Below are 24,266 nucleotides of genomic sequence, written 5' to 3' on the forward strand. Positions count from 1 at the left end.
ACGATGGGTCAGCCCGTTGAGGACTTCACCCCCGGCGACCACCTCGCCCCGGACGAGCGCAACCCCGAGGCGGAGCCGGCGGACGCCGTCGAGCAGGCCGCCTCGGCCGTCCCCCTCGACGGTGACGGGGCGCCGCAGCGCGGCCTGGAGGTCGACGACTGGGACGCGATGGAGCAGGCCCGGGTGGTCACCGGAGACGAGGACGACTACCGCTGAGCGTTCAGCGAGCGCCGTCCACCAGCTTCGGGTGGCGGCCCACCCAGTCGCCGAGCCGATCCTCGCGCAGTGCGGTCAGGAACTCCGGGGCGAGCTTCGGGTCCGCCTCCAGATGGTGGCTGGGTCCGGTCGACTCGTTCGCCGGCAGGCTGAGCCCGACCGGCTCCAACGAGCGCAGCGTCGGGACGAGCCGCATCAGGTCCAGCATGGTGGCCTCACCCGGTGACACGGCGAGGTCCGGTCCGACGGCGCTCAGCAGCTTGGACAGTCGTACCGGATTGGTCAGCAGGCCCTGGTCGGAGGCCGAACGCACAAGCGCGGTGGCGAAGATCCGGGCATTGCGGTCGCGGTCCTGGCTGCCCTCGGGCAGCCCGTAGCGCTGGCGGAGCAGGTCGACCGCGGCGGCGCCGTCGAGACGCTGGCACGCGGCCGGGAACACCCGCCGGGTGTGCGCCGACCGCACCTGCTCGGGTAGGCAGACCGGCACGCCGCCCACCTCGTTGGTCAGCGACCGCAGAGCGGAGTACGTCAACACCACGCCGGTGTCGATGCGGACGCCGGTCAGGTTCGCCACCGTCTGCCGGGTCAGCTCGTAGCCTTTGGCCAGGTCCGTCGACCCAAGGCCCGCGCCGAACGCGAACGCCGCGTTCAGTTTGTCGGTGCCGTGACCGGGGATCGGCGCCTTCAGGTCGCGGGGCAGAGAGATCAGGTACGGGCGGCTGCGGTCGGCCGGGAGGTGCAGCAGCAGTACCGAGTCGGCCAGCGGCGGGGCGGACCCGCGGCTGTCGATCCCGAGCAGCAGGACGGTCACCGCACCCGTCGCCAACGGCCGATCCGACGCCCCGATCAGGTCGGCGGTCGGCGGCGTCCCGGCGCGTTCCGGGGTGAACAGCGGCACCCCGACGCCAAGTACGCCGAGCACGGCCAGGGCCACGCCACCGGCCTGCCAGCGACGCCGACGCTGCCGGCGACGTGCCGCCAGCCGGTCGATCGCGGCCCGCAGTGGGCCGGTCGGCGGGGTCAGCGGCTCGTGCCTGCCGAAGGCGGCACGCAGGTCGTCCTCGATCATGTTCACGCCTCCACGTACTCGGCCCGGAGCGTTGCCAGGGCCCGGGAGATGGACGAACGTACGGTCCCGACGGCACAGCCGAGGATGTCGGCGATCTCCGCGTCGGGTAGGTCCTCGTAGTAGCGCAGCACCAGAGTGGCCCGTTGCCGGCGCGGCAGCCGCGACAGCCAGGACCAGATCTGGTCCCGGTCCACAGCGGTCTGCGTGTGGTCGATGGGCACCGGCACCGTCGCGTCGGCCTCCCCGCGCAGCAGCACCCGGCGGACCCAGGAGCCGCGCCGCCAGTCGACGTACTGGTTGGTGAGCATCCGGCGCACGTAGTGCTCGGGCGAATCCGCGCGGGCGACCCGACGCCAGTTCAGTTGGACCCGGACCATGGTCTCCTGGACCAGATCCTGAGCCTGGTGCGGATCACCGGTGAGCATCACCGCGTACCGCAGTAGCGGGGCCAGCCGCGTGTCCGCGAACTCCTCGTACGTCACTGCACCTCCCGGGGCTCCTACCGCAGATGACGGAAGCGGACGGGCAGAACATTGCAGCGAGCGTGGTCAGCCTTTTGGATGATCTTGTTGGCCAGGTGGCTCCCAAGGGCTGCGTCCAGCCTCAACGGCTCCTTAAAATCCGCAGGCTCCACCTGAACCCCCAACTGGAGGAACCCCCTCATGCTCACCCACTCCACCCGGCGCTGGCTCGCCGGACTGGGCGTAGCAGGCGCGTTCGTCGCAGCCTCCGCCACCCCGGCAGCCGCCGCCAAGGCTTCCTTCGACATCGTCACTCACGATCTGCTCGTCGCGCCCGGCCACCTGACCTACGGCTCCCTCTACGCCCAGTCGACCGGCAGCGAGTCCGAGCCGACGTTCGGTCGAACCTCGGTGGACGTCGACCTCTCCGCAGTCGCCGGCTTTGCCACGGTGGAGCCGGCGTGGGGCTGGACCTGCGATGTTTCGCCAACCAAGCTGCACTGCGAGTCCGACATCGAGGATGGCCAGTCGCCCTCGTTCGACTACATGGTCACGGCCAAGGACGACGCGAAACCAGGGCAGAAGGGCTCGCTGGCGATCAGCCTCACCGCCGGCGGCAAGACCGCCAAGGCGAAGGCCGACATCAGCATCGCCGAAGGCGTGGACCTGGTGAGCGACCCGACCGTCGAGGCCACCGGCGCTCCGGGCGGCAGCGCTGGCCTGCCGGGCATCGTGCGCAACGCCGGTGGGACCCGGGTCAATGGTGCAGTCCTCGTCGTCCAGGCCGAGTACCTCGCCGCCTACGGCGGGGACTTCTCGAACTGCAGGTCGGACGAGTGGGGCATGACCACCTTCTGCAGGTTCGACACGAAGATCGAGCCGGGTATGTCGTACAAGCTCTCCGGGAACCTTCCCATCAAGGTCGCACCGGAGGCGCGTACCGGCGCCAAGTTCCCGGTTCTGTTGGACTGGTGGACCATTGCCGACTGGGAGTTGGCGTTCAAGGACTGGCACCTGGACGACGTCGCGCCCGGTAAGGGCGGCAAGCTTCGCCTGGTCGAGCAGTCGACGGAGCGCGCGCGGGTGCCGCAGACCGACCTCGAGAGGTGGAACAGCACCACCCTCGGGACCGTTCAGGTGACCGGCGACAACCACGCGGATCTGGCCGCCAATGGCGCGTCCGCGAGCGGCAAGAAGGGTGACGTGGTCACCGTCGCGCCGAGCTTCACCAACCATGGACCGGCCGTCGTCGAGTATCTGGGCCAGGGCACGCCGGGTATCCAGCTTGCGGACCTGCCGGTCCGGATCTCCGTTCCGGCCGACACGACGGTGGTCGAGGCAGATTCCGAGTGCGTGCCGTTCGCGCCGGAGAAGGAGTGGGATCCGTGGAACGCGGGTTGGGGTGAGCCGGGCGCCAAGGAGTACGCCTGCGCGGTCCTCGAGACCCCGAACGACAAGGACTTCAAGGGCGCGTACTCGTTCGCGCTCCGAATCGACAAGGTCGTCCCGGACGCCACGGGTGCCATCACTACCGGGCTGGCCGGCGACCCGAACAAGAGCAATGACACCGCCAAGATCATCATTAATCCGACCAGCACCGACGGCGGCGGTAACGGCAACGGCGGCGGCGGTAACGGCAACGGCGGCGGCGACAACGGCACGGGTGGAAACGGCAACGGCGGCTCGGGCAACAACGGCACGGGCGGCGGCGGTAACGGCGGCACGGGCGGCGGCGACAGCGGTGACGGCGGTGGCCTGCCGGTCACCGGTCAGTCCACCGGCCTGATCGCCGGCCTCGGCGCGTTGTTGCTCGCCGCGGGCGTCGGTGGCTACCTGGTGGCCAAGCGCCGCCGGACCCGCTTCGTGGCCTGACCGACTCCGCACCACTGGCGCCCCGCCGACCACCCGGTCGGCGGGGCACCGTCGTAGGGACTCCGCGACGCGGGCGGGTGGTGCGGGACCGGTCCGGCGCGGCTGGGACCTTGGGCTTCGGTACCCTTTGTGGCCGTGGACACAGCTGAGAAGACCCGCGCTCTCATGGAGAGCGTCGCCCTGAACCCGCTCGATCCCAAGGATCTGTTGCAGACCTTCGGCCTGATCGGTGTGTGGGTGATCCTCTTCGCCGAAACTGGCCTGCTGGTGGGCTTCTTCTTCCCGGGCGACTCACTGCTGTTCCTCGCCGGCGTGGCCTCGTCGCCGGTGGCGGACGCGATCTTCGGCGACGGCACCCGCCTCTCCCTTGCCGGCCTGCTGATCGGCGGCCCGATCTGCGCGATCGTCGGCGCCCAGCTGGGGCACTGGCTCGGTGCCCGGTACGGCCGGCCGATGTTCGAGAAGCCGAACTCCCGGCTCTTCAAGAAGGAGTACGTCGAGAAGGCCGAGTACTACTTCCAGAAGTTCGGCCCGGCGAAGGCCGTGGTGCTGGCGCGCTTCATTCCGATCGTCCGGACGTTCCTCAATCCGGTCGCGGGCGCGCTCGGCATGCCGGCCCGGAAGTTCCTGCTCTGGAACATCGTCGGCGCGGTGCTCTGGGTGGACGGCATCCTGCTGATCGGCTACCTGCTGGCCGAGCAGATCTACCAGGCCATCGGCGACAAGATCGACCACTACATCCTGCCGGTGGTGGCCCTGATCATCGTGATCTCGGTGCTGCCGATCTTCTTCGAGTTCCTCCGCGACCGGCGTGCTCGCAAGCGCGGCGAGGCGGTCGCGGTGGTCGCGGCGGCCAGCGCCGCCGGTGCCGTGGAGGCAGCCCGCGAGGCGTTCGACCACGACCGGCACCAGCACGGCCGGCACCGCCCGGAGCACGGCCAGGACCACTGAGCCCACGTACGACGACGACGGCCGGCCCCTGGTGCGGGGGTCGGCCGTCGGCATGTCGGACCCGGCCTCCGGCGGTGCGGCCGGAGACGAGCACAGGTGTTACCCACCGATGGCGCCACCCCTGGCTCGCCACCGGACGCCGTCCCGGCGCGGGACGGCGTTCACTGCCTACGTCAGCGGGCCTTCTTGGTGGCCCGCTTACGCGGCGGGGTCAGCAGGTCGGCGATCGTCGCGATCGCACTCGGGACCAGGCTGTAGTACGCCCAGACACCGCGCTTCTCCCGCTGCAGCAAGCCCGCCTCGGTGAGGATACGCAGGTGATGACTGACCGTCGGCTGAGAGAGGCCGAGCGGCGCCGTCAGGTCACAGACGCACGCCTCGCCCTCGGGGGCCGACTGGATCAGGCTGAGCAGCCGCAACCGAGCAGGATCCGCAAGGGCCTTGAGGACCCCGGCGAGACGCTCGGCATCGGCACGTTCGATCGGCTCGCCGTTAAGCGGCGAGATCTGAGGCATAGTCATTTCGGCCAACGCAGTTCCCACGTATTCCATCCTTCCACCAGCAGCATCGATCCGCCTGCATATCAGCAGATCCGAATCGGCAAACTTTTACGCCACAAGGCCAAGGTCAGCCAACGTATAGGCCGCCCGGTAAGGCAATCCGGCGGCTCGCACCGCGTCGCCGGCGCCTCGATCAACAATAACCGCCACACCCACGACTTCCGCCCCGGCCTCGCGAAGCGCCTCGACAGCGGTCAACACACTTCCTCCCGTCGTGGACGTATCCTCCACCGCCAACACCCGGCGGCCGGCCACCTCCGGTCCCTCGATCCGCCGCTGCAGACCATGTGCCTTGCCCGCCTTGCGCACCACAAAGGCGTCCAGGGCACGGCCAGTCGGAGCAGCGGCATGCAGCATCGAGACCGCGACGGGATCCGCGCCCAGGGTGAGGCCGCCAACAGCGGCGTAATCCCAGTCGGCGGTGAGGTCGAGCAACACCCGGCCGACCAAAGGAGCGGCCTGGTGATGGAGCGTGACGCGCCGCAGATCCACGTACCAGTCTGCCTCACGCCCCGAGGAGAGCACGACCCGCCCGTGGACCACGGCCAGGTCGGTAATGAATTTACGCAGGTCGTCGTGGTCCCCCATGGCGATAGAGGTTACTGCGCAAGTCTGAACGGTGTGTGCGGGGTCCACCCTGACCAGCCCGGCGAGGCACCGATGGTTGGCGATGTTCGACTACGCTCAGCGACTGTCCTGACAGCGGCGCGCCAACGTCTCCGCGCCGGCCACCGGAGGCCGGCGGGCCTGTCGGGGCTCAGTGCTCGTCGCGACCGATCCGGCCGCGGGTGTCCCGGGCGACCGCCTGGAGCAGCCGACGCGGCGCGTGCCGCATGCCGGCGACGACCATCTTGTACTTCCATGCCGGGACACTGACCATCTTGCCTTTGCGCAGGTCACGCAGGGCTTCGTCGACCACATCCTCGGCCCGCAGCCACAGCCACTCGGGCGTCTTCGACATGTTGATGCCGGCCCGCTCGTGGAACTCCGTGCGGGTGTAGCCGGGGCAGAGGGCCATCACCCGGACCCCGAACGGCCGGGCGGACAGACCAACGGACTCGCTGAAGTTGGTGACCCACGCCTTGCTGGCCGAGTACGTCGAGCCCGGCATCGCCGTACCGAACCCAGCAACCGAAGAGACATTTATCACTGCCCCATTTCGGCGTTCGGTCATCGGTCGCAACGCCGCCAGGGTCAGCCGCATGACCGCGTGCACGTTGAGCCGCAACAGGCGCGCCTCGTCCTCCGCGGTGGACCGCAGGAACGGTTTGTTCAGGCTGATCCCAGCGTTGTTGACCAGAAGGTGCACGGGGCCGCCGTCGGCGAGCCGTTGCTCCACGATGGCGCACCCGTCGTCGGTGGACAGATCCGCCGGGATCGTCTCCACCTCGCGGCCGTGGGCGGAACCCAACTCGCCGGCCACCTCGGCCAACCGGGCCGCGTCGCGGGCGACGAGCACCAGGTGCCAACCGTCGGCGGCCAGCCGCCGGGCGAACGCCGCGCCGATGCCGGCGGTGGCCCCGGTGATCAGGGCCCGACGCTCGGCAGTCGTGGGGTCGAGCGGCACGGGGGTGATCCTCACCTGGGCGGGTACTGGGGCGCGGGCGGCGCCGATGGCGGTTGGTACGGGGCGGACGTGAACGCGGGTGGCGCGGTTGGTGGCGTCGGCGCGGTCGAGCGGCGGTGACCGAACCAGGCGTTCGCCGCCGGCAGGGCCAGCAGCACGGCTACTACAAGGTAACCGAGCACCTGCCCGACGGAAAGCCCGGCGTTGAGCGGGATCCACCAGGACGGGTAGGCGTCCCCGATCAGGCCCAGCAACTCGGCGAGAGCCTGGTCGTCGGCACCCAGTTGCAGTGGCGCGGCCCGCTCACCGATGAGCACCGCCACGCTGCAACAGCCGCCGAGCACACCGAGCCCACTGACCACCCAGGTGGCCACCCGGGCGCCGTTGCGCGCCGCCAGCAGCCCGAGGGCCAGGCCGGCGAGCACCGGCGCGGAGAGCGCCGCCACCACCGCCGACAGCACGGCGGACGCGCGCAGCAGGCTCACCACGTCGTCGATCTGCTCCGGGCTGGCCGAGGTGTCCCGGGCGGCGGAACGGAACGCGTCGACAGTCCCGCCCAACACCACCAGGGCGACCACGGTGTAGAAGAGCGCGGCCACCGCCATCACCCACAGCACGGTTGCGGCCGACAGGACGACGGCGGGCCGGCGGGCCGATGCCGATTCGGGGTACGACACGACGAATCCCTCCGGTAGGCGTCGGGTTGCAACCTACTCGGAGGGATCGTCGGCGTCGTGCTTACCGGGCCGTCAACTCGTGCTTGTCGGGCCGTCAGCTTGTGCTTACCGGGCCGTCAGCTCGTCGACGGTGGGGTTGACCCGGGCGGCGTGTCGTCCGGCCGGTTCGCCGGCGGCGGGTAGCTCGGCTCGCCACTTGACGGGTAGCCCGGCTCGCCGGACGACTGCGGGTAGCCGGGCTGACCCGGGGTCTGCGGGTAGCCGGGCTGACCCGGGGTCGGCGGGGCACCCGGGTAGCTGGTGCCCGGGGTCGGCGGCTCCCAGGCCGCGGTGGCCTTGCGGAAGAACGGGTGGGCCTTCGGAAGCGCCAGCAGGATCAGCGCCGCGAGTAGCGCCGCGAGCCCCACGATGTTCACCGCTGTGCTGGTCGGGCCGTACCAGGATGGGATGGCATCCGACATGCTGCGTTCGATCTGTGCGCCGCTCGGCGCATCGCCGCCGCCCCCCGACGCGTTCTGCGAAAATCCGGACGCACCGCTGACGAGCGAGCCACCGACACAACAGACCATGATGCCGCCGACCACCCACGTGGTGATCCGGGTTCCGTTGCGTCCACGGTTGTTGAACATCGCCAGCACAACCAGGACGAGCGCGAGCACCAGGAGCACTGCGACGGAGGCAATCGCGAAGGCGACGGCCACCGTTCCGATGGTGTCGACATCCTCCGTGCCCTGGTACGCATCCTGGAAGCCCTGCCGGATGCTGCCACTCACGCTGATGACCATGATCAGGCTGAGCAGCTGAGTGAGCGCGAACAGCAGCAGCAGATACGTCGAGATCGTCACGACACCCGGGCGCACCGGAGCCGGCTTGCTGAGAGGATTGGCCATGGCTCTCCTTATGTGATCAGGATGACACCGTATCGACACCGCCCTACGAGCGACAGTTCAGGGACAAAGACCCAGGCAGGGGTGCGGGAGCCATCGGCGGCGTCGGGCCACTGTGGGCGGAGCGGTGAACCGTCGGACTGTCGGCTGGTGCGTCTGCTCGTGACGGGCGCCCGCCACCGACCGAAGCCTTGGGCGAAAGACCACTCAACGTCGACGGTTGACTGCGCCATAAGGCGAGATCGCAAGCATTTGCGAAGCCTTTGAACTGCAAATACGTGAGTGGACGCGGTGAGCGGGGTTGCCAGCCACGCCAGAGCATGTTCCTATAGATGCGCGTCGACGGCCAGCAATTGGTAGTCAACGCGGCTTCGTGGGCCCACGGGGGGTTTGCAAGCTGTCTTGGACAGCCGGCCTGTCTTGGACAGGAAATGCCAGACGCTCAGAAGGAGCAAGTATGCAGAAGATTGTTCGCGCTGCGGTCCTGTCCGGCGCGCTCGCTGTCGGTTCACTCACCTTGGCCGCACCAGCACAGGCCGCTCCGGCCGTTTCACCAGCTGTCGTGTCCAGCGCCGCAGGGGATTTCGAGGCCCAGGGCTGGCCGGCGTGGGGCGTCTACAAGAATCTCGGCACCTGTATCAGCGAAGGCGTGCGCCTCCAGAACAACGGAACCCTCAGCAACTGGACGTGCGTTTCCAATTTCTTCAACGTCCAAAGTATGCCGTACACCCTCTTCGGGCTGTTAGCTTAATTTCTGAATAGCTGCGCCGCAGCCGGGTCGGTTCACCTTCAAATGGCCGACCCGGCTGCGGCGCGGCAATTCGACGACGGCCGGACGTCCGTCCAATTCGCCCCACCATTCAACTCGCTTGATTCCCGCCGCCTGTGTGAATTACCAGATCGGCGGGGTCGAGCAGATTACCGCGGGCCACTCGCCACCCCTCCTCGCCGTACGCCTCGAAGGAGAGCCGTGCCCCGCCACCGGCCTGGTAGTCGTGGTAGCGCATCGTCCCGGCCGGCGGCAGCCCGACCTCCTCGGTGGCGGTGTAGCGTGCCTGCCCCGTCTCGGCCCAGGTGTAGCGCCGCCGACCGAGGTCGATGGTCGGGGCACCCGGGGTCACGCTGGCGCCCGGCTCAGCCGTCCAGAGCACCAGCTCCAGTTCGGGGCCGTCCTCCACGGAGAGCCGGTAGCGGGTGCCGGAGTCGTCGTCGAGCAGGTGCTGCACCCAGCTCCAGTCCCCCTCGACGAGGCGGATGGTGCCGCTCACCGCGTACTCCCGATCGCGGATCCGCACTCGGTCGCCCAGGCGCAGGCGGAGGGGGTCGCCACGCAGGGACTCCGCCGTGGCGTCCGACGACCGCCCGCCCGGCCGGGTCGACCGGCGGGTTCGCACGGCGACGACGATGACGACCGCCGCGAGTACGGCAAGCGCCACCACCAGGTACGTCATTGACCTGCCCACCCGACCATCTCCCCAGGTACCTCGGCGCAGACGGTAACAATCCTCGGCTCCGGTGCGACCCGTACCGTGACCGACAGCTCAGCTACCGACGGCAGTCGCAGCGTCGCCTGTTGTGCACGATCGCACTGTGGACGGCCGGGCGGGCGGTGGTTCGTCCGTGTCCGCAGATGGATCAAGATGTGGCGAGCCGTTGGCTGGCGTAGTTGCCAAGGGTCTCGCGGTCCATCACACAGCCGACGAATGTGGTGAACTCGCTCGGGTCGTCCCGCAGCGAGGTCCAGGCCGCTCGGGCCGCCACCGGGTCGACCCGCTCCAGCAGCGTGGCCGCGTACGCCCGGCCGGCGGGTGTGCCGTCGGCCAGCACACGGTCGAGCTGCCGGCGAACCTCGTCGGGGTGGTCGTCGACGGCCGCGGAAACCCGCTCGTACGCCAACGTCACCGGCAGCACCTGGCCAGCGAGCCCCACGCCACCGAAGGCAAGCGTGTCAGCCGCGACCAACTCGTCGACGGCCGCACCAAGCTCCCGCTCCCACTTCTTCCCAATCCCAAACATGCCTCAATCCTTTCCCCGTCCACGCCCCCCCGACCCGGTTGATCATGAGGTTATTGCCACGACACGCCGACGCGGCGGGCAACAACCTCATGATCAACGTCGATGGGCGGGGGTTAGTCGCTGTCGCTCCGCTGCGCGAAGCGGCCCTAATCGGGAGGAAGTGGGTCTACTTCCGAGTTAGGCGGGGGTTACCGAGAGGGTGTTGGTCTGGGCGTTCAGCTCCACCTTCACCGTTTGGCCGTCGCGGATCTGGCCGGACAGGAGAGCCTTTGCCAGTTGGTCGCCGATCGCCGTCTGGACCAGCCTGCGCAACGGGCGGGCGCCGTAGATCGGGTCGTAGCCGTGCTCGGCCAGCCACTGACGGGCGGACTCGGTGATGTCCAGACCGAGCCTGCGGTCGGCCAGCCGCCGCCGCATCCGGTCCAGCTGGATGTCGACGATGGTCCGCAGGTCGTCCCCGCGCAGCGAGGCGAAGACCACGATGTCGTCCAGCCGGTTGAGGAACTCCGGCTTGAAGTGCGACCGGACCACGGCGAGGACACCCTCCCGGCGCTGCTCGTCGGCGAGCGTCAGGTCACCGATCACCGACGACCCGAGGTTGGACGTGAGGATGAGGATCGCGTTGCGGAAGTCCACCGTGCGGCCCTGACCGTCGGTGAGCCGGCCGTCGTCGAGCACCTGGAGCAGCACGTCGAAGACGTCCGGGTGGGCCTTCTCCACCTCGTCGAGCAGGATCACCGAGTACGGCCGACGACGCACCGCCTCGGTGAGCTGACCACCCTCGTTGTAGCCGACGTAGCCGGGCGGGGCACCCACCAGGCGGGCGACCGAGTGCTTCTCGCCGTACTCGCTCATGTCGATGCGGACCATCGCCCGCTCGTCGTCGAAGAGGAACTCGGCGAGCGCCTTGGCCAGCTCGGTCTTGCCGACGCCGGTGGGGCCGAGGAAGAGGAAGCTGCCGGTCGGGCGGTCCGGGTCGGCGATACCCGCCCGGGCACGGCGTACCGCGTCGGAGACCGCGCCGACCGCCTCGCCCTGGCCGACCACCCGGCCGCCCAGCGACTCCTCCATCCGCAGCAGCTTGGCCGTCTCGCCTTCGAGCAGACGGCCGGCGGGGATGCCGGTCCAGGAGGCGACCACCGCGGCGATGTCGTCCGCGCCGACCTCCTCCTTGAGCATCGCGCCGTCGGCCTGGAGCTGGGCCAGCTCCTCCTCGGCCTGCTTCAGCTCGACCTTGAGGGCGGGGATCCGGCCGTAGCGCAGCTCGGCGGCGCGTTCCAACTCACCGTCGCGCTCGGCCCGCTCGGCCTCGCCGCCGAGACGTTCCAGCTCCTCCTTCGCGGTGGAGAGTTTGGTGATGTGGCTCTTCTCGGTCTGCCAGCGCTCGGAGAGCACGGTGAGCTGCTCGCGCTTGTCGGCCAACTCCTTGCGCAGCCGCTCCAACCGCTCGGCGGAGGCGGCGTCCGGCTCCTTGGCCAGCGCCATCTCCTCGATCTCCAGCCGGCGGACCGCCCGCTCGATCTCGTCCACCTCGACCGGCCGGGAGTCGATCTCCATCCGGAGCCGGGACGCGGACTCGTCGACCAGGTCGATCGCCTTGTCCGGCAGGAACCGGTCGGTGATGTAGCGGTCCGACAGGGTGGCGGCGGCGACGAGCGCGGCGTCGGTGATCCGTACGCCGTGGTGCACCTCGTAGCGCTCCTTGAGCCCGCGCAGGATGCCGATGGTGTCCTCGATCGTCGGCTCGCCGACAAGCACCGGCTGGAAACGACGCTCCAGCGCCGGGTCCTTCTCGATGTGCTCGCGGTACTCGTCGAGCGTGGTCGCGCCCACCATCCGCAGCTCGCCACGGGCCAGCATCGGCTTGAGCATGTTGCCGGCGTCCATCGAGCCCTCGCCCTTGCCGGCGCCGACGACCGTGTGCAGCTCGTCGAGGAAGGTGATGACCTGCCCGTTGGAGTTCTTGATCTCCTCCAGGACGGACTTCAGCCGCTCCTCGAACTGGCCGCGGTACTGCGCGCCGGCGACCATCGCGCCGAGGTCCAGCGAGATCAGCTTCTTGTCGCGCAGCGACTCGGGCACGTCGCCGGTGACGATCCGCTGGGCGAGGCCCTCGACGATCGCGGTCTTGCCGACGCCGGGCTCGCCGATCAGCACCGGGTTGTTCTTCGTCCGCCGGGAGAGCACCTGGATGACGCGGCGGATCTCGGCGTCCCGGCCGATCACCGGGTCGATCTTGCCGTCCCGGGCGCTGGCGGTGAGGTCGACGCCGTACTTGGTCAGGGCCTGGTAGGTCTGCTCCGGGTCGGCGGTGGTGACCCGGCGGTCGCCACCGCGGACGGTCGGGAAGGCCGCGACCAGGGCCTCCTCGGTGGCACCGGCGGTCTTCAGCGCGCCGGAGACCGCGCCACCCACCCGGGCCAGGCCGGCGAGCAGGTGCTCGGTGGACGTGTACTCGTCGCCCAGCGGGCGGGCGATCTGCTCGGCGGCGCCGATGGCGTTGACGAACTCCCGAGCCAACGTGGGCTCGGCGATGCTCGAACCGCGGGCGGCCGGCAGGGCGTCGACCGCGCGCTGGGCGGCCCGGCGCAGCTCGGCGGGGTCGGCCCCGACGGCGCGCAACAGACCGGTGGCGGTCGAGCCATCGGTGTCCAGGAGTGACAGCAGTAGGTGCCAGGACTCCACGGTGGCGTGGCCACGCTGGTTGGCCAGCGCGACAGCGCCCGTGATGGTCTCGCGGCTCTTGGTGGTGAGTCTTTCGGTGTTCATGGGCTCCCCCGGATCGGCGTTGTCCACTGAGAAGGACACAACCAGAGTTGAGCGTATTCCACTCAACCTTAGCGCGTGGCGCCCATCACCCCCGAGGACGCCACCGCCAGTCGAACTCTCCGGCCGCCGGGGCCGGGCCGGGCAGCGGGTCCGTGTCCGGCGCCGACGACAGGCCGGCCAGCAGCACCGCGAGCTGGCGGCGGCGCAACTGCCCGGTCCGCTCCGCATCAGGTACGCGCACCGCCGCGCACGATTCCAACAGCAACCCCAGATCGTGTACGACCGCGTCGGGGCGCAGCCGCCCGCTGGCGCGGGCCCGTTCGAACAGGGCGGCGGCCAACTCCCCGGCGCGCATCGCGTCCCGACCCATCTCCTCGGTCGGGGTGAAGGTGCCGGCCAGGTGGACGGTGAGCGAGTGCACGTCGGCGTCGACCACCCGGGTCAGGAAGCCGGTGAACGCGGCCCACCCGTCCGGCTCGGCGAGGGCGGTCTCGGCCTCGGCGACGTACCTGCGCAACCCGTCGTGGCAGAGCTGACGCAGCAGGTCCTCCTTGCCCGCGTACCGCCGGTAGAGCGCGCTGATGCCCACGCCCGCGCGTTCGGCGACGGCGGCGATCGGAGCCTTCGGGTCGTCGAGGAAGACGGCGCGCGCGGCTTCGAGGATGACCTCGTCGTTGCGGGCGGCCTGGGCGCGGCGACCGCCCAGCGTCCTGCCGGAAGTCGTTGACATGCCCTCAGCCTAACAGTGGAACGGATCGTTCCGCTCTGCTACTGTGATTGCAGAACGAAACATTCCGTTCCGAAGGAGTTCCGGCATGAGCGACACCGCGATCCGCCCGTTCCGCGTCGAGATCCCGCAGTCCGACCTCGACGACCTGGCCGCCCGGCTCGGCCGCACGATCTGGCCCGCCGAGCTGGCCGGCGCGGGCGACGCCTACGGGATGAGCACCGATCGGGTACGCACCCTCGTCGACCGCTGGCGGGGCGAGTTCGACTGGCGGGCCGTCGAGGCCCGGCTGAACGCCCACCCCCAGTTCGTCACCGAGATCGACGGCGAGCAGATCCACTTCCTGCACGTCCGGTCGTCCCGGCCGGACGCCACAGCCCTGGTGCTCACCCACGGCTGGCCCGGCTCAGTCCTGGAATACCTGGACGTCATCGCCCCGCTCACCGAACCCAGCGACCCGGCCGCGCCGGCCTTCCACCTGGTCATCCCGTCGCTGCCCGGCTTCGGCTTCTCCGGCCCGACCCGCAGCGCCGGCTGGAACCGCTTCCGCACCGCCCGCGCCTGGGCCGAACTGATGAACCGCCTGGGGTACGACAGCTACGGCGCGGTCGGCAACGACGCCGGCTCGATGGTCGCGCCGGAGGTGGGCCGGATCGACCGGGAACACGTCCTCGGCGTCCACGTCACCCAACTCTTCTCGTTCCCCTCCGGCGACCCGGCCGAGTTCGCCGGCCTCTCCGAGGCGGACCAGGCCGCGCTCGGGCACCTCCAGTGGTTCTACGAGAACAAGTTCTCCTTCAACCAGGTGCACAGCCAGCAGCCGCAGACCCTGGCGTTCGCGCTGGTCGACTCCCCGGTTGGGCTGCTCGCCTGGAACGCCCAGCTCTTCGACGAGAGCCTGGACGCCGACTTCATCCTGGCCAACGTGGCCCTCTACTGGTTCACCGGCACGGCCGCCTCGGCGATCCGGCTCTACTGGGAGGACGCGCACGCCGGCGAGCCGCCGACCGAGCCGACCACCGCACCGACCGCGCTCGCCATGTTCCCCGGCGACTTCCAGTCCATTCGCCGCTTCGCCGAGCGGGACCACGCGAACATCGTCCGGTGGACGGCCTACCAGACGGACGTCGAGGGCCGGGGTGACGTGGGCGGTCACTACGCGGCCCACCAGGCCACCGACGTCCTGGTCGCCGACATCCGCGAGTTCTTCGCCAGCCTCCACTGACCCGAACTGGTCGGCGCCCGCTCCGCTCGACCGGGGCGGGCGTCGACCGGTTGATCCACTCGACTTTCAGGAAGACGCGGTATCCGGACCGCCAGGACACCGCGACATCCTGAAAACCGAGTCGATCACGATCGAGTACGACCCCTAAGGCCCGATTCGCCGGGTAACCGGGCGGTGATCACGTAGCCGGGTCGTCAGAACTTGTCGAGGATGATTTCTGTCCAGCGGCGCTCGGCCACCTGGCCGACGCCGAGCAGGATGTCACCGTCCCCGCCGGCGGCCACGATCGTGCCGTCGGTGAGCACCGACAGGCTTCGGTCGGGGCCGATCGGCCAGGGCAGCTCGGTGTAGCGACCGTCCCCGACCGTGCCCGTGCCCGTACCCGCCGAACTGGTCACCGCGAGCAGCCCGCCGCCGATCGGCGCGACGGATTGGATAACCGGCGGATGCCCTTCGGCGCGGATCGGATCCCACCCTCGGCGCAGTCGCCAGAGCGCCGGAAAGGACCTGCGGTCCGGCCGCTCCCCGACCAGCCATCCCGTCCCGTCCCGATCGACCACGGCCCGCAGGACGCCGACAAGCCCGTCGGGCGCCGGCACCGGCGTCTGCTGCCAGTTCCGCCCCCGGTCGAACGAGACCGCCGCGTACGGCTTCCCATCCTTCTCCCCGGCCGCGACCACCAGCAGGCCGTCGCCCGCGTCGACCGTGTTCATTCCGGGTACGCGCGGCTGGGTGGCCAGCGGGCGCAGCCGCTGACCGTCCCACTCGCCGACCTGACCACTGCCCTCGATCAACTGGAATCGACCCTGGGCGTCGCGCCACTGCGGCGGTGGCCCGTCCAGCGTGTGCGTGAACGAGGTGCCACCATCGGTCGACGTCCACCAGCCGTGCGGCTCACTCCACAACGTCAGCACCCCCGCAGCGGCGTAGAGCTGGTGGTTCTCCGCCGCCGGGTGGGGATGTCGCAACTCCCGCCAGGACCGTCCGCCGTCACCGGTGGCGAAGATCCGCGCCGGGCAGTCGTCGCCGGGCGGCGGCTCGCCGCAGTTGGCGAAGAGGGCATAGCCGTGCTCGGCGTCGACGAACTCGACGTACGGCGGGTCGTACCGCTGCGGTACCGCGACCCGGACGCGGCGGACCTCTGCGACGGCGGCCGATGGAGACGGCGTGGCGACGGCCGCTCGGGACGGCGGCGCGGTCGGCGGATTTCGGCGGATGTCGCCGATCGAACACCCAGCTAGCAGGGGTACGAGCAGCAGGACCACTGCCCGACCCGACATCCGTCCGATCATCGGCGTCTCCGAAGCGGTAGCCTTGCCCGGGTGCGAGTACGTGTGGAACAGATTGCCTTACCTGGCATCGGAGTGCGTCACGATCTGGTGACCGAATCCGGCCGTCGGCTCGGCGTGGTCTCCCATCGGAACGGCCGTCGTGACCTTGTGCTCTACGACCCTGACGATCCCGACTCGTGCCAGGCGGACATCCCGCTGACCGACGACGAGGCTGAGGCGCTGGCCGACATCCTCGGCGCGTCGCTGATGCTCGGCCAGCTCTCCGGGCTGCGTGAGCAGGCCGCCGGTCTGCTCACCGAGCAGATCGCCATCACGGCCGGCTCGCCGTACGTCAACCGCAAGCTCGGCGACACCAAGGCGCGTACCCGCACCAGCGCCTCCATCGTGGCGGTCCTGCGCGAAGGCGAAGTGATCGTCTCGCCACTCCCCTCCTTCCGCTTCGCGGCCGGCGACGTGGTGGTCGTTGTCGGGACCCGTAGAGGTCTCGACGGCGTGTCCGCCATCCTCGCCGACAGTGACCCGGACGGCTGAGGCGGATGCACGATTTCACCACGCTGCTCATCGAAGTCGGTGCGCTGCTGCTGCTGCTCGGGCTCCTCAGCCGGCTCAGCCGGCGTTTCGGCCTCTCTCCCATCCCCCTCTACCTGCTCGCCGGGCTCGCGTTCGGCCACGGCGGCCTGCTGCCGCTGGACGCCAGCGAGGAGTTCTTCGCCGTCGGCGCCGAGATCGGCGTGATCCTGCTGCTGGTGATGCTCGGCCTGGAATACTCGGCCAACGAGTTGGTCGGCAACCTGCGCTCGGCGGCACCGGCAGGGCTGATCGACGGCGTGCTCAACGCGCTACCCGGCGCGGGGTTCGCCCTGCTGCTCGGCTGGGACTGGGTCGCCGCCCTGGTCCTCGGCGGCATCACCTGGGTCTCCTCCTCCGGGGTGATCGCCAAGGTCCTCGCCGACCTGGGCCGGCTCGGTAACCGGGAAACCCCGGTGATCCTCTCGGTCCTGGTCATCGAGGACCTGGCGATGGCGCTCTACCTGCCGCTGGTCACCGCCGTACTGGCCGGCACCGGACTGCTCGGCGGGGGCATCGCGCTCGCCGTCGCGGTGGGCACCGTGCTGCTCGTGCTCGTGGTCGCCATCCGGTACGGCCACCTCATCTCGTCCGCCCTTTCGGCGAAGGACCCGGAGGCGTTGCTACTCGGCGTACTCGGTCTGACCCTGCTGATCGCCGGCCTCGCCGCGTCGCTCCAGGTGTCGGCGGCGGTCGGCGCGTTCCTGGTCGGCATCGCCCTCTCCGGCCCGGTGGCGCACCACGCCACCGAGTTGCTCTCCCCGCTGCGGGACCTGTTCGCCGCGGTGTTCTTCGTCTTCTTCGGCCTGGTCACCGACCCGCAGGACATTCCGCCGGTGCTTCTGCCGGCACTCGCCCTGGCCGTGGTCACCATGGCGACGAAGACGCTCACCGGCTACCTCGCCGCCCGCCGCGTCGGCATCGCGGAACCCGGTCGATGGCGGGCCGGCCTGGCACTCGTACCTCGCGGTGAGTTCTCCATCGTCATCGCCGGCCTCGCGGTGGCCGCCGGGAGCGTCGAGCCGCGGTTGGCGGCGCTGGCTGCGACGTACGTCCTGATCACAGTGGTGACCGGGCCGGTCCTGGCCCGGCTGCCGGACTTCCCGTGGTTCAAGCAGTGGCTGCGTACCCGCGCGGCGGCCCAGCGGCGGGAGGCGACCCCGGTCGTCGACTCACTGCACTGAGCTCCACCTGAACGCCGCGGCCGCGTGGGTCGCGCCTTCGCGGAGGTAGAAGCGATGGGCCTCGGTTCGTGCGAGGCCGGACTCCAGGAAGACGTAGTCGGCACCTTGTTCGTGCGCCCACGCCCTGGCCGCCGCCAGGAGGGTGGAGCCGACACCCCGGGAACGCCACTCGAGGTGCACGGCGAGATCCTCAATCGAAGCCCGACGGCCGAAGCGCACCGAAAGGATGTCCACGTAGATGCTGGCCACGCCGACCAGTTGATCCTCCTGCGATCGCGCTTCGAGGAGCGCGACGTTCTCGTGGGCGAGTACCTGCGCCGTGCGCTCGACGGCGCGGTCGCGGTCCCAATCCGCGGGGCGGCTACCGGGAGGGGTGAAAAGCCACTCCAGCCCCGTGACGAACTCGGCCTCGGCACCCCGCTGGAACCGTCGAACGTGGATTGTCATGCGAGCATCATCGGCAGCGCTGTCGATGCCGTGAACCCGACCATGCCAACGGTTGCGGAATTGCTCCTCGCGGGTACTACCGCAGCAGGCCACGGCGGGTTACCGTTTCGCCCCAGCAGCCACGGTCCGCAGGCAGCGTTGCCACACGCGGCCGAGAGCGGAAGGTTGGCCGGTGAGCGTGCAGGAGTCGACGTTCCACGGCTTCGCCAACCCCGTCGATCCGAGTCCGGCGGAGTTGCGAGCTTGGGCGTACAAGCCCGATTCGGTGCCGTTGGCTTCGATGCCACCCGACTGGGACCTGTTGGTCTCCGGTGACCGGCTGGTGCTGACACTCTTCGAGTTGGCGATGGATCAGACCTGCCCGGCCCGGCGTTTCGCCCTGCACTGCCTCTACATCTACGCGGCCGACGGTATCCGGACGAACTTCCGCGCCCACCCCAAGCGCCGCTTCCGCAAGCTCGTCGAGCAGGCCGAGCGGGACGGCGACGAGCTGATGAAGATCTGGGCGCACAACGGGCGGGTGCTGCTGGCCCGCCCGGAACTCTTCGTCTACCGGGAGTGGTGCGAGGGCGGCCTGGTCCGCGAGAACCGCCGCCTCGGCTGAGGTAGGTAGCGTCCCGGCCCGCACTCAACGACGGCAAAAGGGCCGGGACCCCCGCCCTGGCATCACCGCGTCCCGGCCCGCACTCTGACGGCGAACGGGCCGGGACCCCCGCCCTGGCATCATCGCGTCCCGGCCCGCACTCAGAGACGACGAATGGGCCGGGACCCCCGCCCCGGCATCACCGCGTCCCGGCCCGCACTCTGACGGCGAACGGGCCGGGACCCCCCGTGGGTCCCGGCCCGCACGTCGGTCACCGGTCAGTCCTGCTTGCGTTCAGTTTCGGCTCGGCTCCGGTCGCCGCCGTGGTCGCCCTGTTCGGCGAACCGGCCCTCGACGATCCGGTCCCGGTAGGTCCCCTCGGTCACCTTGTCGAACTTCTTGCGGACGGTCTCGGCCAGGTCTTCCAACCGATCTTCCGTCTGCTGGGCGACCTTCTTCGCCGGTTCCGCCATCGCTCCCCCTCGCCATGCCGGTAGGTCCGTATTAAGCCGATTGGACCCGTATCAACAGGCTAACCGAAGCGGCCCGGACCGCGCCGGGGAATCCGGTGCGGTCCGGGCCGAGAAGACAGCTCCGGATGCGCGGCAGGTCAACGATCGGGAGTACGACGGGGTCGCCACACCACAAGCGCGGTGGACGTGCGATTGGTCGGCACCAGATCCCGTCCCGGAAAGCGGGCGAGTGATTCCAGCTCGGCAACCCGTCGGTACGCGGCGTCCAGCTCCGCCTCCAGCCGGGCCACCCGCTGCTGCGCCTGCTCCAACAGCCGCTCCAGCCCGATGATCCGCTTGACGCCGGCCAGGTTGATCCCGTCGTCCTGACTGAGCCGCTGCACCTCGCGCAGCAGCACCACGTCCCGGACGCTGTACCGACGTCCGCCGCCAGCGGCCCGGCCGGGCTGCACCAGCCCCAGCCGGTCGTACTGACGCAGGGTCTGCGGGTGCATCCCCGCCATCCGAGCCGCAACCGAGATCATCAGCACCTTGGCCTCGTAGGCAGGGTCACCCGAACCGAGGAACTCGCCCGACATCCCGCTCACCTCCGCGTCCCTTCCACCGGACTAACTGACCCGCCGCACCCGAGCCTCGAGATGTTCCCGGGCAGCTGGCGGGCTCTGCTCGGCGAACGCCTCCAGCGCGGTGCGCGCCTCGTCGGACAACCGGGCCGGCACCACCACGTCCAACGTGACCAGCAGGTCGCCGGCCTGCCCGTCGCGGCGGACCACACCCTTGCCCCGGGCGCGCAGCACCCGCCCGCTGGGCGTCCCGGGCGGGACCCGCAGGGTCACCGCGCCGTCGAGCGTGGGCACCCGCAGGTCCGTGCCGAGCACGGCCTCCGCGAAGGTGATCGGCACGCTCAGCGTCAGGTCGTCACCGGTACGCCCGAACAGCTCGTCCGGCCGAACCTTGACATGCACGAACAGGTCACCGGCCGGGCCGCCGCGCTCACCTGGCTCACCGCGCCCGGTCAGCCGGATGCGCTGACCGTCGGCCACGCCGGCCGGGAAGCGCACGTTCATGGTGCGCGTCTTGGTGACCCCACCGCTGCCGTGGCACTCGGGGCACTTCTCCTCGACCACGGTGCCGACACCCTGACAGTTGCGACACGGTTCGGAGAAGCTGAACGACCCCTGGTTGCGGGTGGTCACGCCGGCACCGTGGCAGACCGGGCAGGTCCGCGGTTGGGTACCGGGCTTGGCCCCGTTGCCGTGGCAGGTCTCGCAGACGCCCGGCGCGCGCAGTGTCAGGGGCAGCGTCACCCCGCGCACCGCGTCGCCGAAGTCCAGTGCCACCTCGGTCTCCACGTCCCGGCCACGACCCGGGCCGCGCGGCGCCGCCTGCCCACCGCCCTGACCGCCACTGAAGATCGAGCTGAACAGGTCCTGGAAGCCGGCGCCGCCGAAGCGACGATCGCCGGCCCCGCCGCCGCCGAACATGTCGGAGACGTCGAACGGCATGCCGCCCGGCTGACCCCCGCCGCGGGCGTTGCGCCGGAACGCGCCCGAGCCGAACAGCGAGCGCATCTCGTCGTACTCGCGGCGACGGCCGGAGTCCGAGAGCACGTTGTACGCCTCGGACGCGGCCTTGAACCGTTCCTCCGCCTTGGCGTCGCCCGGGTTGTGGTCCGGGTGCGACTCCCGGGCCACCTTGCGGTACGCCTTCTTGATGTCATCCGCGGAGGAGGCCTTGTCCACGCCGAGCACGGCGTAGAAGTCCTTCTCGATCCAGTCCTTGGAACTCACCGGTCCACCCCCTCTCGACCGTCGCGGCCCGGCCGTCCCGCCCACCGCCGTGCGGTGGGCGAGACGGCCCGGTCACTGCTTGGCACTATTCCGGGTCCGCGACCGCGACCAGCGCGGGGCGCAGCAGCCGCTCACCGAGCTGGTAGCCGCGCCGCATGACCTGCACGCAGGTCGGCTCGGTGACCTCGGCCGAGGTCTGGTGCGCGACCGCCTCGTGACGGGTCGGGTCGAACGGGTCGCCCTGTTCGCCGAAGGCGTTCAGGCCGAACTTGCCCAGCGCGGTGGTGAGCTGTTCCGCCACCGTGCCGAACGGCCCGACCAGGTCGCCGTGTTCCCGAGCCCGGTCCAGGTCGTCGAGGATCGGCAGCAGTGCGGCCAGCACCGAACCGGTCGCCTGCTCCTGCACCAGGTTGCGGTCGCGGTCGACCCGCTTGCGGTAGTTGGCGTACTCCGCCGACACCCGCTGCACGTCCCGGGTCCGCTCGTCCAACTCGGCCCGGAGCGCCTCCAACTCGGCACCGAGCGACGTGCCCGTGCCGGCGCCGTCGACCGGCTGCGCCGGGGCGTCCACCACCGGCGGACCGGACGGCTCCGGGCCATCGGTGGAGTTGACCTCGACCTCGATCTCGTCGACCACGACCTCGGCGTCCTCGACCAGACCCTCGGCCGGCACACCGGTCTCCGCGTCGGCGGCGGTGCCCTCCGGCTCCGCCGTGTCGACGAGCTTGCGCTTGTTGCGGATGACGACCCGCTCCCCGTCGCCGGTGGTCGGCTCCGTGGGCGCGGAGCCACCCGGCGTCGACCCGGTGTCGCCCGGGTCGGCGGCTCGTGGCTTCTGCGTCATGCGGCTACCTCATCCCCTTCGCCGTGAACAGGTGTCGGAGGCCGACGGTCACTTCTTGCCGTCCTCGTCCACGATTTCCGCGTCGACCACGTCGTCGGCACCGCCGGACTGCGGGCCAGGCTGTGCGCCGGTCGCACCCGGGCCGGCCTCGCCACCCGGCTGCTGACCCTGCTCGGCCTGCTGCGAGTAGAGCAGCGAACCGGCCTCCTGGGAGACCTTCGCCAGCTTCTCGTGGGCGGACTTGATCTTCTCGATGTCCTGACCGCCGAGGGCGCCGCGGAGCTCACCGAGCGCCTCGTTGAGCTGCTCCCGGTTCTCACCGGGCAGCTTGTCGCCGCTCTCGGCGAGGAACTTCTCGGTCTGCCACTGGAGCGCCTCGGCCACGTTGCGAGCCTCGGCGTCGTCGCGGCGGCGCTTGTCCTCCTCCGCGTGCTCCTCGGCGTCCCGGCGCATCCGCTCGATGTCGTCCTTCGGCAGCGACGAGCCGCCGGTGATCGTCATCTTCTGTTCCTTGCCGGTACCCAGATCCTTGGCGTGCACATTGACGATGCCGTTGGCGTCGATGTCGAAGGCGACCTCGATCTGCGGCACGCCGCGTGGCGCCGGCGGGAGGCCGGTCAGCTCGAAGGTGCCGAGCTTCTTGTTGTAGGCCGCGATCTCCCGCTCACCCTGGAAGACCTGGATCAGCACCGACGGCTGGTTGTCGTCCGCCGTGGTGAAGACCTCGGAGCGCTTGGTGGGGATGGTGGTGTTGCGCTCGATCAGCTTGGTGAAGATGCCACCCTTGGTCTCGATGCCCAGGCTCAGCGGGGTCACGTCGAGCAGCAGGACGTCCTTGACCTCACCCTTGAGCACACCGGCCTGCAGGGCGGCGCCGACGGCGACGACCTCGTCCGGGTTGACGCCCTTGTTGGGGTCGCGACCGGTGAGCTGCTTGACCAGGTCGGTCACAGCGGGCATCCGGGTCGAACCGCCGACCAGGATGACGTGCTCGACGTCGGAGATCTTGATCCCGGCGTCCTTCACGGCCTGCTCGAACGGACCCTTGCAGCGGTCCAGCAGGTCCTGCGTCATCCGCTGGAACTCGGCGCGGCTGAGCGTCACGTCGAGGTGCAGCGGGCCGGCCGCGCCGGCGGTGATGTACGGCAGGTTGATGTTGGTGGTGGTGGCGGCAGACAGCTCGATCTTGGCCTTCTCGGCGGCCTCACGGAGGCGCTGGAGGGCCATCTTGTCCTGGCCGAGGTCGATGCCGTGCTCACCACGGAACGTCTTGACCAGGTGGTCGATGATCCGCTGGTCCCAGTCGTCGCCGCCGAGGTGGTTGTCACCGCTCGTCGACTTGACCTCGATGACGCCCTCGGCCAGCTCCAGCAGCGACACGTCGAAGGTGCCGCCGCCGAGGTCGAAGACCAGGACGGTCTGCTCCTTGGAGCCCTTGTCCAGCCCGTACGCCAGGGCGGCCGCGGTCGGCTCGTTGACGATCCGCAGCACGTTGAAGCCGGCGATCTCGCCAGCCTCCTTGGTGGCCTGGCGCTGGCTGTCGTTGAAGTAGGCCGGGACGGTGATCACCGCGTCGGTGATCTGCTCGCCCAGGTACGCCTCCGCGTCCCGCTTGAGCTTCATCAGCGTCCGGGCCGAGATCTCCTGGGGGGTGTACTTCTTGCCGTCGATGTCGACGGACCAGTTCGTGCCGACCTCGCGCTTGACCGAGCGGATCGTCCGGTCCGGGTTGGTCACTGCCTGGCGCTTGGCGACCTCACCGACGAGCACCTCACCGTTGCGGGCGAACGCGACGATCGACGGGGTCGTCCGCGAGCCCTCAGCGTTGGCGATGACGGTGGGCTCACCGCCCTCGAGAACGCTGACGCAGGAGTTCGTCGTGCCGAGGTCGATACCGACCGCACGTGCCATCTTCGCTTCCTCGCTTCATAAGGTTGTGCAGGTGACGGGCGTCGCCCGTGGGCTGCTGGCGAGCACCGCCCGCAGCGGGCCCCACCACAAGTTGAGTGAACTTGACTCAATAGTGCCACGCGTTGGCGAATCGTCAAGTCGAGTTGAGTCAACCCGACGCAACCCACCCGTTACTACC

Annotated in this window: 26 protein-coding genes; 8 read left to right on the forward strand and 18 right to left on the reverse strand. The window is 70.0% G+C overall.

Features of this window, described 5'->3' with window-relative positions:
• Nucleotides 1-3: 3 nt before the first annotated feature.
• Entirely contained in the window at nt 4-216 is a 213-nt protein-coding gene (locus AB0C25_RS14710) for a hypothetical protein (protein WP_357373237.1), read from the forward strand.
• A gap of 4 nt (nt 217-220) precedes the next feature.
• Here the strand turns inward: AB0C25_RS14710 and AB0C25_RS14715 are convergent, their stop codons facing one another.
• Both AB0C25_RS14715 and AB0C25_RS14720 read right to left on the reverse strand, forming a co-directional pair.
• Entirely contained in the window at nt 221-1,285 is a 1,065-nt protein-coding gene (locus AB0C25_RS14715; protein WP_357373239.1) for an LCP family protein, read from the reverse strand.
• A 2-nt stretch (nt 1,286-1,287) separates the two neighbouring features.
• A complete protein-coding gene (locus AB0C25_RS14720; RefSeq protein WP_357373241.1) occupies nt 1,288-1,767 on the reverse strand; it encodes a SigE family RNA polymerase sigma factor in 480 nt (159 codons plus the stop codon).
• 180 nt (nt 1,768-1,947) lie between these two features.
• Between AB0C25_RS14720 and AB0C25_RS14725 the strand changes: the two genes are divergently transcribed.
• Nucleotides 1,948-3,618, forward strand: coding sequence for an LPXTG cell wall anchor domain-containing protein (locus AB0C25_RS14725; RefSeq protein WP_357373243.1), 1,671 nt, complete (start codon nt 1,948-1,950; stop codon nt 3,616-3,618).
• Nucleotides 3,619-3,783: 165 nt separating this feature from the next.
• Nucleotides 3,784-4,569 carry a DedA family protein gene (locus tag AB0C25_RS14730; RefSeq protein ID WP_357373387.1) on the forward strand — a complete coding sequence of 262 codons (786 nt, stop codon included), beginning with the start codon at nt 3,784-3,786 and terminating at the stop codon, nt 4,567-4,569.
• A 173-nt stretch (nt 4,570-4,742) separates the two neighbouring features.
• Here the strand turns inward: AB0C25_RS14730 and AB0C25_RS14735 are convergent, their stop codons facing one another.
• The 5 genes from AB0C25_RS14735 to AB0C25_RS14755 form a co-directional block, all read right to left on the reverse strand.
• The gene (locus AB0C25_RS14735; RefSeq protein ID WP_030332125.1) at nt 4,743-5,120 is read right to left on the reverse strand and encodes a metalloregulator ArsR/SmtB family transcription factor; all 378 of its coding nucleotides are present in this window, start codon (nt 5,118-5,120) and stop codon (nt 4,743-4,745) included.
• A 57-nt stretch (nt 5,121-5,177) separates the two neighbouring features.
• Nucleotides 5,178-5,717, reverse strand: a complete 540-nt coding sequence (gene pyrE / locus AB0C25_RS14740; RefSeq protein ID WP_357373246.1) for an orotate phosphoribosyltransferase — start codon at nt 5,715-5,717, stop codon at nt 5,178-5,180.
• Nucleotides 5,718-5,886: 169 nt separating this feature from the next.
• Nucleotides 5,887-6,696: an SDR family oxidoreductase gene (locus AB0C25_RS14745; protein ID WP_357373248.1), complete on the reverse strand. Its 810-nt coding sequence runs from the start codon at nt 6,694-6,696 to the stop codon at nt 5,887-5,889.
• 11 nt (nt 6,697-6,707) lie between these two features.
• Nucleotides 6,708-7,373, reverse strand: a complete 666-nt coding sequence (locus tag AB0C25_RS14750; protein ID WP_357373250.1) for a hypothetical protein — start codon at nt 7,371-7,373, stop codon at nt 6,708-6,710.
• Between the two features lie 116 nt (nt 7,374-7,489).
• Nucleotides 7,490-8,263, reverse strand: a complete 774-nt coding sequence (locus AB0C25_RS14755) for a hypothetical protein (RefSeq protein WP_357373252.1) — start codon at nt 8,261-8,263, stop codon at nt 7,490-7,492.
• Between the two features lie 454 nt (nt 8,264-8,717).
• Here AB0C25_RS14755 and AB0C25_RS14760 point away from each other — a divergent pair, with 454 nt between their 5' ends.
• Nucleotides 8,718-9,011 carry a hypothetical protein gene (locus tag AB0C25_RS14760; protein ID WP_357373254.1) on the forward strand — a complete coding sequence of 98 codons (294 nt, stop codon included), beginning with the start codon at nt 8,718-8,720 and terminating at the stop codon, nt 9,009-9,011.
• Nucleotides 9,012-9,120: 109 nt separating this feature from the next.
• Here AB0C25_RS14760 and AB0C25_RS14765 read toward each other — a convergent pair whose 3' ends face one another.
• The 4 genes from AB0C25_RS14765 to AB0C25_RS14780 all read right to left on the reverse strand — a co-directional run bounded on the left by AB0C25_RS14765 (nt 9,121) and on the right by AB0C25_RS14780 (nt 13,775).
• Entirely contained in the window at nt 9,121-9,723 is a 603-nt protein-coding gene (locus AB0C25_RS14765) for a DUF4178 domain-containing protein (protein WP_357373256.1), read from the reverse strand.
• A 172-nt stretch (nt 9,724-9,895) separates the two neighbouring features.
• On the reverse strand, nt 9,896-10,276 hold the full coding sequence (locus tag AB0C25_RS14770) for a hypothetical protein (protein WP_357373258.1): 381 nt from the start codon (nt 10,274-10,276) through the stop codon (nt 9,896-9,898).
• 177 nt (nt 10,277-10,453) lie between these two features.
• The gene (clpB, locus tag AB0C25_RS14775; RefSeq protein ID WP_357373260.1) at nt 10,454-13,045 is read right to left on the reverse strand and encodes an ATP-dependent chaperone ClpB; all 2,592 of its coding nucleotides are present in this window, start codon (nt 13,043-13,045) and stop codon (nt 10,454-10,456) included.
• A gap of 85 nt (nt 13,046-13,130) precedes the next feature.
• Nucleotides 13,131-13,775, reverse strand: coding sequence for a helix-turn-helix domain-containing protein (locus AB0C25_RS14780; RefSeq protein ID WP_357373262.1), 645 nt, complete (start codon nt 13,773-13,775; stop codon nt 13,131-13,133).
• A gap of 85 nt (nt 13,776-13,860) precedes the next feature.
• Here AB0C25_RS14780 and AB0C25_RS14785 point away from each other — a divergent pair, with 85 nt between their 5' ends.
• Complete coding sequence (locus AB0C25_RS14785) at nt 13,861-14,997, forward strand: epoxide hydrolase (RefSeq protein WP_357373264.1); 1,137 nt, start codon at nt 13,861-13,863, stop codon at nt 14,995-14,997.
• A 194-nt stretch (nt 14,998-15,191) separates the two neighbouring features.
• Here the strand turns inward: AB0C25_RS14785 and AB0C25_RS14790 are convergent, their stop codons facing one another.
• Nucleotides 15,192-16,277 carry a hypothetical protein gene (locus AB0C25_RS14790; RefSeq protein WP_357373266.1) on the reverse strand — a complete coding sequence of 362 codons (1,086 nt, stop codon included), beginning with the start codon at nt 16,275-16,277 and terminating at the stop codon, nt 15,192-15,194.
• A gap of 42 nt (nt 16,278-16,319) precedes the next feature.
• On the opposite strand from AB0C25_RS14790, the gene AB0C25_RS14795 reads away from it, so the two are divergent.
• Nucleotides 16,320-16,820, forward strand: coding sequence for a TrkA C-terminal domain-containing protein (locus AB0C25_RS14795; RefSeq protein WP_357243392.1), 501 nt, complete (start codon nt 16,320-16,322; stop codon nt 16,818-16,820).
• Nucleotides 16,821-16,825: 5 nt separating this feature from the next.
• On the forward strand, nt 16,826-18,040 hold the full coding sequence (locus AB0C25_RS14800) for a cation:proton antiporter (RefSeq protein WP_357373268.1): 1,215 nt from the start codon (nt 16,826-16,828) through the stop codon (nt 18,038-18,040).
• On the opposite strand, the gene AB0C25_RS14805 is transcribed toward AB0C25_RS14800, so the two are convergent.
• Nucleotides 18,029-18,487, reverse strand: coding sequence for a GNAT family N-acetyltransferase (locus AB0C25_RS14805; RefSeq protein ID WP_357373270.1), 459 nt, complete (start codon nt 18,485-18,487; stop codon nt 18,029-18,031). The two genes, AB0C25_RS14800 and AB0C25_RS14805, sit on opposite strands and share 12 nt — an antisense overlap.
• Nucleotides 18,488-18,659: 172 nt before the next feature.
• Between AB0C25_RS14805 and AB0C25_RS14810 the strand changes: the two genes are divergently transcribed.
• Nucleotides 18,660-19,091: a hypothetical protein gene (locus tag AB0C25_RS14810; protein ID WP_357373272.1), complete on the forward strand. Its 432-nt coding sequence runs from the start codon at nt 18,660-18,662 to the stop codon at nt 19,089-19,091.
• A gap of 257 nt (nt 19,092-19,348) precedes the next feature.
• On the opposite strand, the gene AB0C25_RS14815 is transcribed toward AB0C25_RS14810, so the two are convergent.
• The 5 genes from AB0C25_RS14815 to dnaK form a co-directional block, all read right to left on the reverse strand.
• Nucleotides 19,349-19,543 (reverse strand): hypothetical protein, encoded by a 195-nt coding sequence (locus AB0C25_RS14815; RefSeq protein WP_357373274.1) that lies wholly within the window; start codon nt 19,541-19,543, stop codon nt 19,349-19,351.
• A 137-nt stretch (nt 19,544-19,680) separates the two neighbouring features.
• Complete coding sequence (locus AB0C25_RS14820; protein ID WP_030332087.1) at nt 19,681-20,121, reverse strand: helix-turn-helix transcriptional regulator; 441 nt, start codon at nt 20,119-20,121, stop codon at nt 19,681-19,683.
• Nucleotides 20,122-20,151: 30 nt separating this feature from the next.
• Nucleotides 20,152-21,333, reverse strand: coding sequence for a molecular chaperone DnaJ (gene dnaJ / locus AB0C25_RS14825; RefSeq protein WP_357373276.1), 1,182 nt, complete (start codon nt 21,331-21,333; stop codon nt 20,152-20,154).
• A gap of 85 nt (nt 21,334-21,418) precedes the next feature.
• Nucleotides 21,419-22,177 carry a nucleotide exchange factor GrpE gene (gene grpE / locus AB0C25_RS14830; protein WP_357243374.1) on the reverse strand — a complete coding sequence of 253 codons (759 nt, stop codon included), beginning with the start codon at nt 22,175-22,177 and terminating at the stop codon, nt 21,419-21,421.
• Nucleotides 22,178-22,225: 48 nt separating this feature from the next.
• A complete protein-coding gene (dnaK, locus tag AB0C25_RS14835; RefSeq protein ID WP_357243371.1) occupies nt 22,226-24,088 on the reverse strand; it encodes a molecular chaperone DnaK in 1,863 nt (620 codons plus the stop codon).
• Between the last annotated feature and the right edge of the window lie 178 nt (nt 24,089-24,266).

Source organism: Micromonospora sp. NPDC048839, assembly GCF_040649915.1.
GTDB lineage: Bacteria > Actinomycetota > Actinomycetes > Mycobacteriales > Micromonosporaceae > Micromonospora.

Bases quoted from the DNA above. Each gene is read 5' to 3' on its own strand.
- AB0C25_RS14710 (WP_357373237.1), top strand. From the start codon at position 4: ATGGGTCAGCCCGTTGAGGACTTCACCCCCGGCGACCACCTCGCCCCG.
- AB0C25_RS14715 (WP_357373239.1), bottom strand. From the start codon at position 1,285: ATGATCGAGGACGACCTGCGTGCCGCCTTCGGCAGGCACGAGCCGCTG.
- AB0C25_RS14725 (WP_357373243.1), top strand. From the start codon at position 1,948: ATGCTCACCCACTCCACCCGGCGCTGGCTCGCCGGACTGGGCGTAGCA.
- AB0C25_RS14730 (WP_357373387.1), top strand. From the start codon at position 3,784: ATGGAGAGCGTCGCCCTGAACCCGCTCGATCCCAAGGATCTGTTGCAG.
- AB0C25_RS14735 (WP_030332125.1), bottom strand. From the start codon at position 5,120: ATGGAATACGTGGGAACTGCGTTGGCCGAAATGACTATGCCTCAGATC.
- pyrE (WP_357373246.1), bottom strand. From the start codon at position 5,717: ATGGGGGACCACGACGACCTGCGTAAATTCATTACCGACCTGGCCGTG.
- AB0C25_RS14755 (WP_357373252.1), bottom strand. From the start codon at position 8,263: ATGGCCAATCCTCTCAGCAAGCCGGCTCCGGTGCGCCCGGGTGTCGTG.
- AB0C25_RS14760 (WP_357373254.1), top strand. From the start codon at position 8,718: ATGCAGAAGATTGTTCGCGCTGCGGTCCTGTCCGGCGCGCTCGCTGTC.
- AB0C25_RS14770 (WP_357373258.1), bottom strand. From the start codon at position 10,276: ATGTTTGGGATTGGGAAGAAGTGGGAGCGGGAGCTTGGTGCGGCCGTC.
- clpB (WP_357373260.1), bottom strand. From the start codon at position 13,045: ATGAACACCGAAAGACTCACCACCAAGAGCCGCGAGACCATCACGGGC.
- AB0C25_RS14780 (WP_357373262.1), bottom strand. From the start codon at position 13,775: ATGTCAACGACTTCCGGCAGGACGCTGGGCGGTCGCCGCGCCCAGGCC.
- AB0C25_RS14785 (WP_357373264.1), top strand. From the start codon at position 13,861: ATGAGCGACACCGCGATCCGCCCGTTCCGCGTCGAGATCCCGCAGTCC.
- AB0C25_RS14790 (WP_357373266.1), bottom strand. From the start codon at position 16,277: ATGTCGGGTCGGGCAGTGGTCCTGCTGCTCGTACCCCTGCTAGCTGGG.
- AB0C25_RS14800 (WP_357373268.1), top strand. From the start codon at position 16,826: ATGCACGATTTCACCACGCTGCTCATCGAAGTCGGTGCGCTGCTGCTG.
- AB0C25_RS14805 (WP_357373270.1), bottom strand. From the start codon at position 18,487: ATGACAATCCACGTTCGACGGTTCCAGCGGGGTGCCGAGGCCGAGTTC.
- AB0C25_RS14815 (WP_357373274.1), bottom strand. From the start codon at position 19,543: ATGGCGGAACCGGCGAAGAAGGTCGCCCAGCAGACGGAAGATCGGTTG.
- AB0C25_RS14820 (WP_030332087.1), bottom strand. From the start codon at position 20,121: ATGTCGGGCGAGTTCCTCGGTTCGGGTGACCCTGCCTACGAGGCCAAG.
- grpE (WP_357243374.1), bottom strand. From the start codon at position 22,177: ATGACGCAGAAGCCACGAGCCGCCGACCCGGGCGACACCGGGTCGACG.
- dnaK (WP_357243371.1), bottom strand. From the start codon at position 24,088: ATGGCACGTGCGGTCGGTATCGACCTCGGCACGACGAACTCCTGCGTC.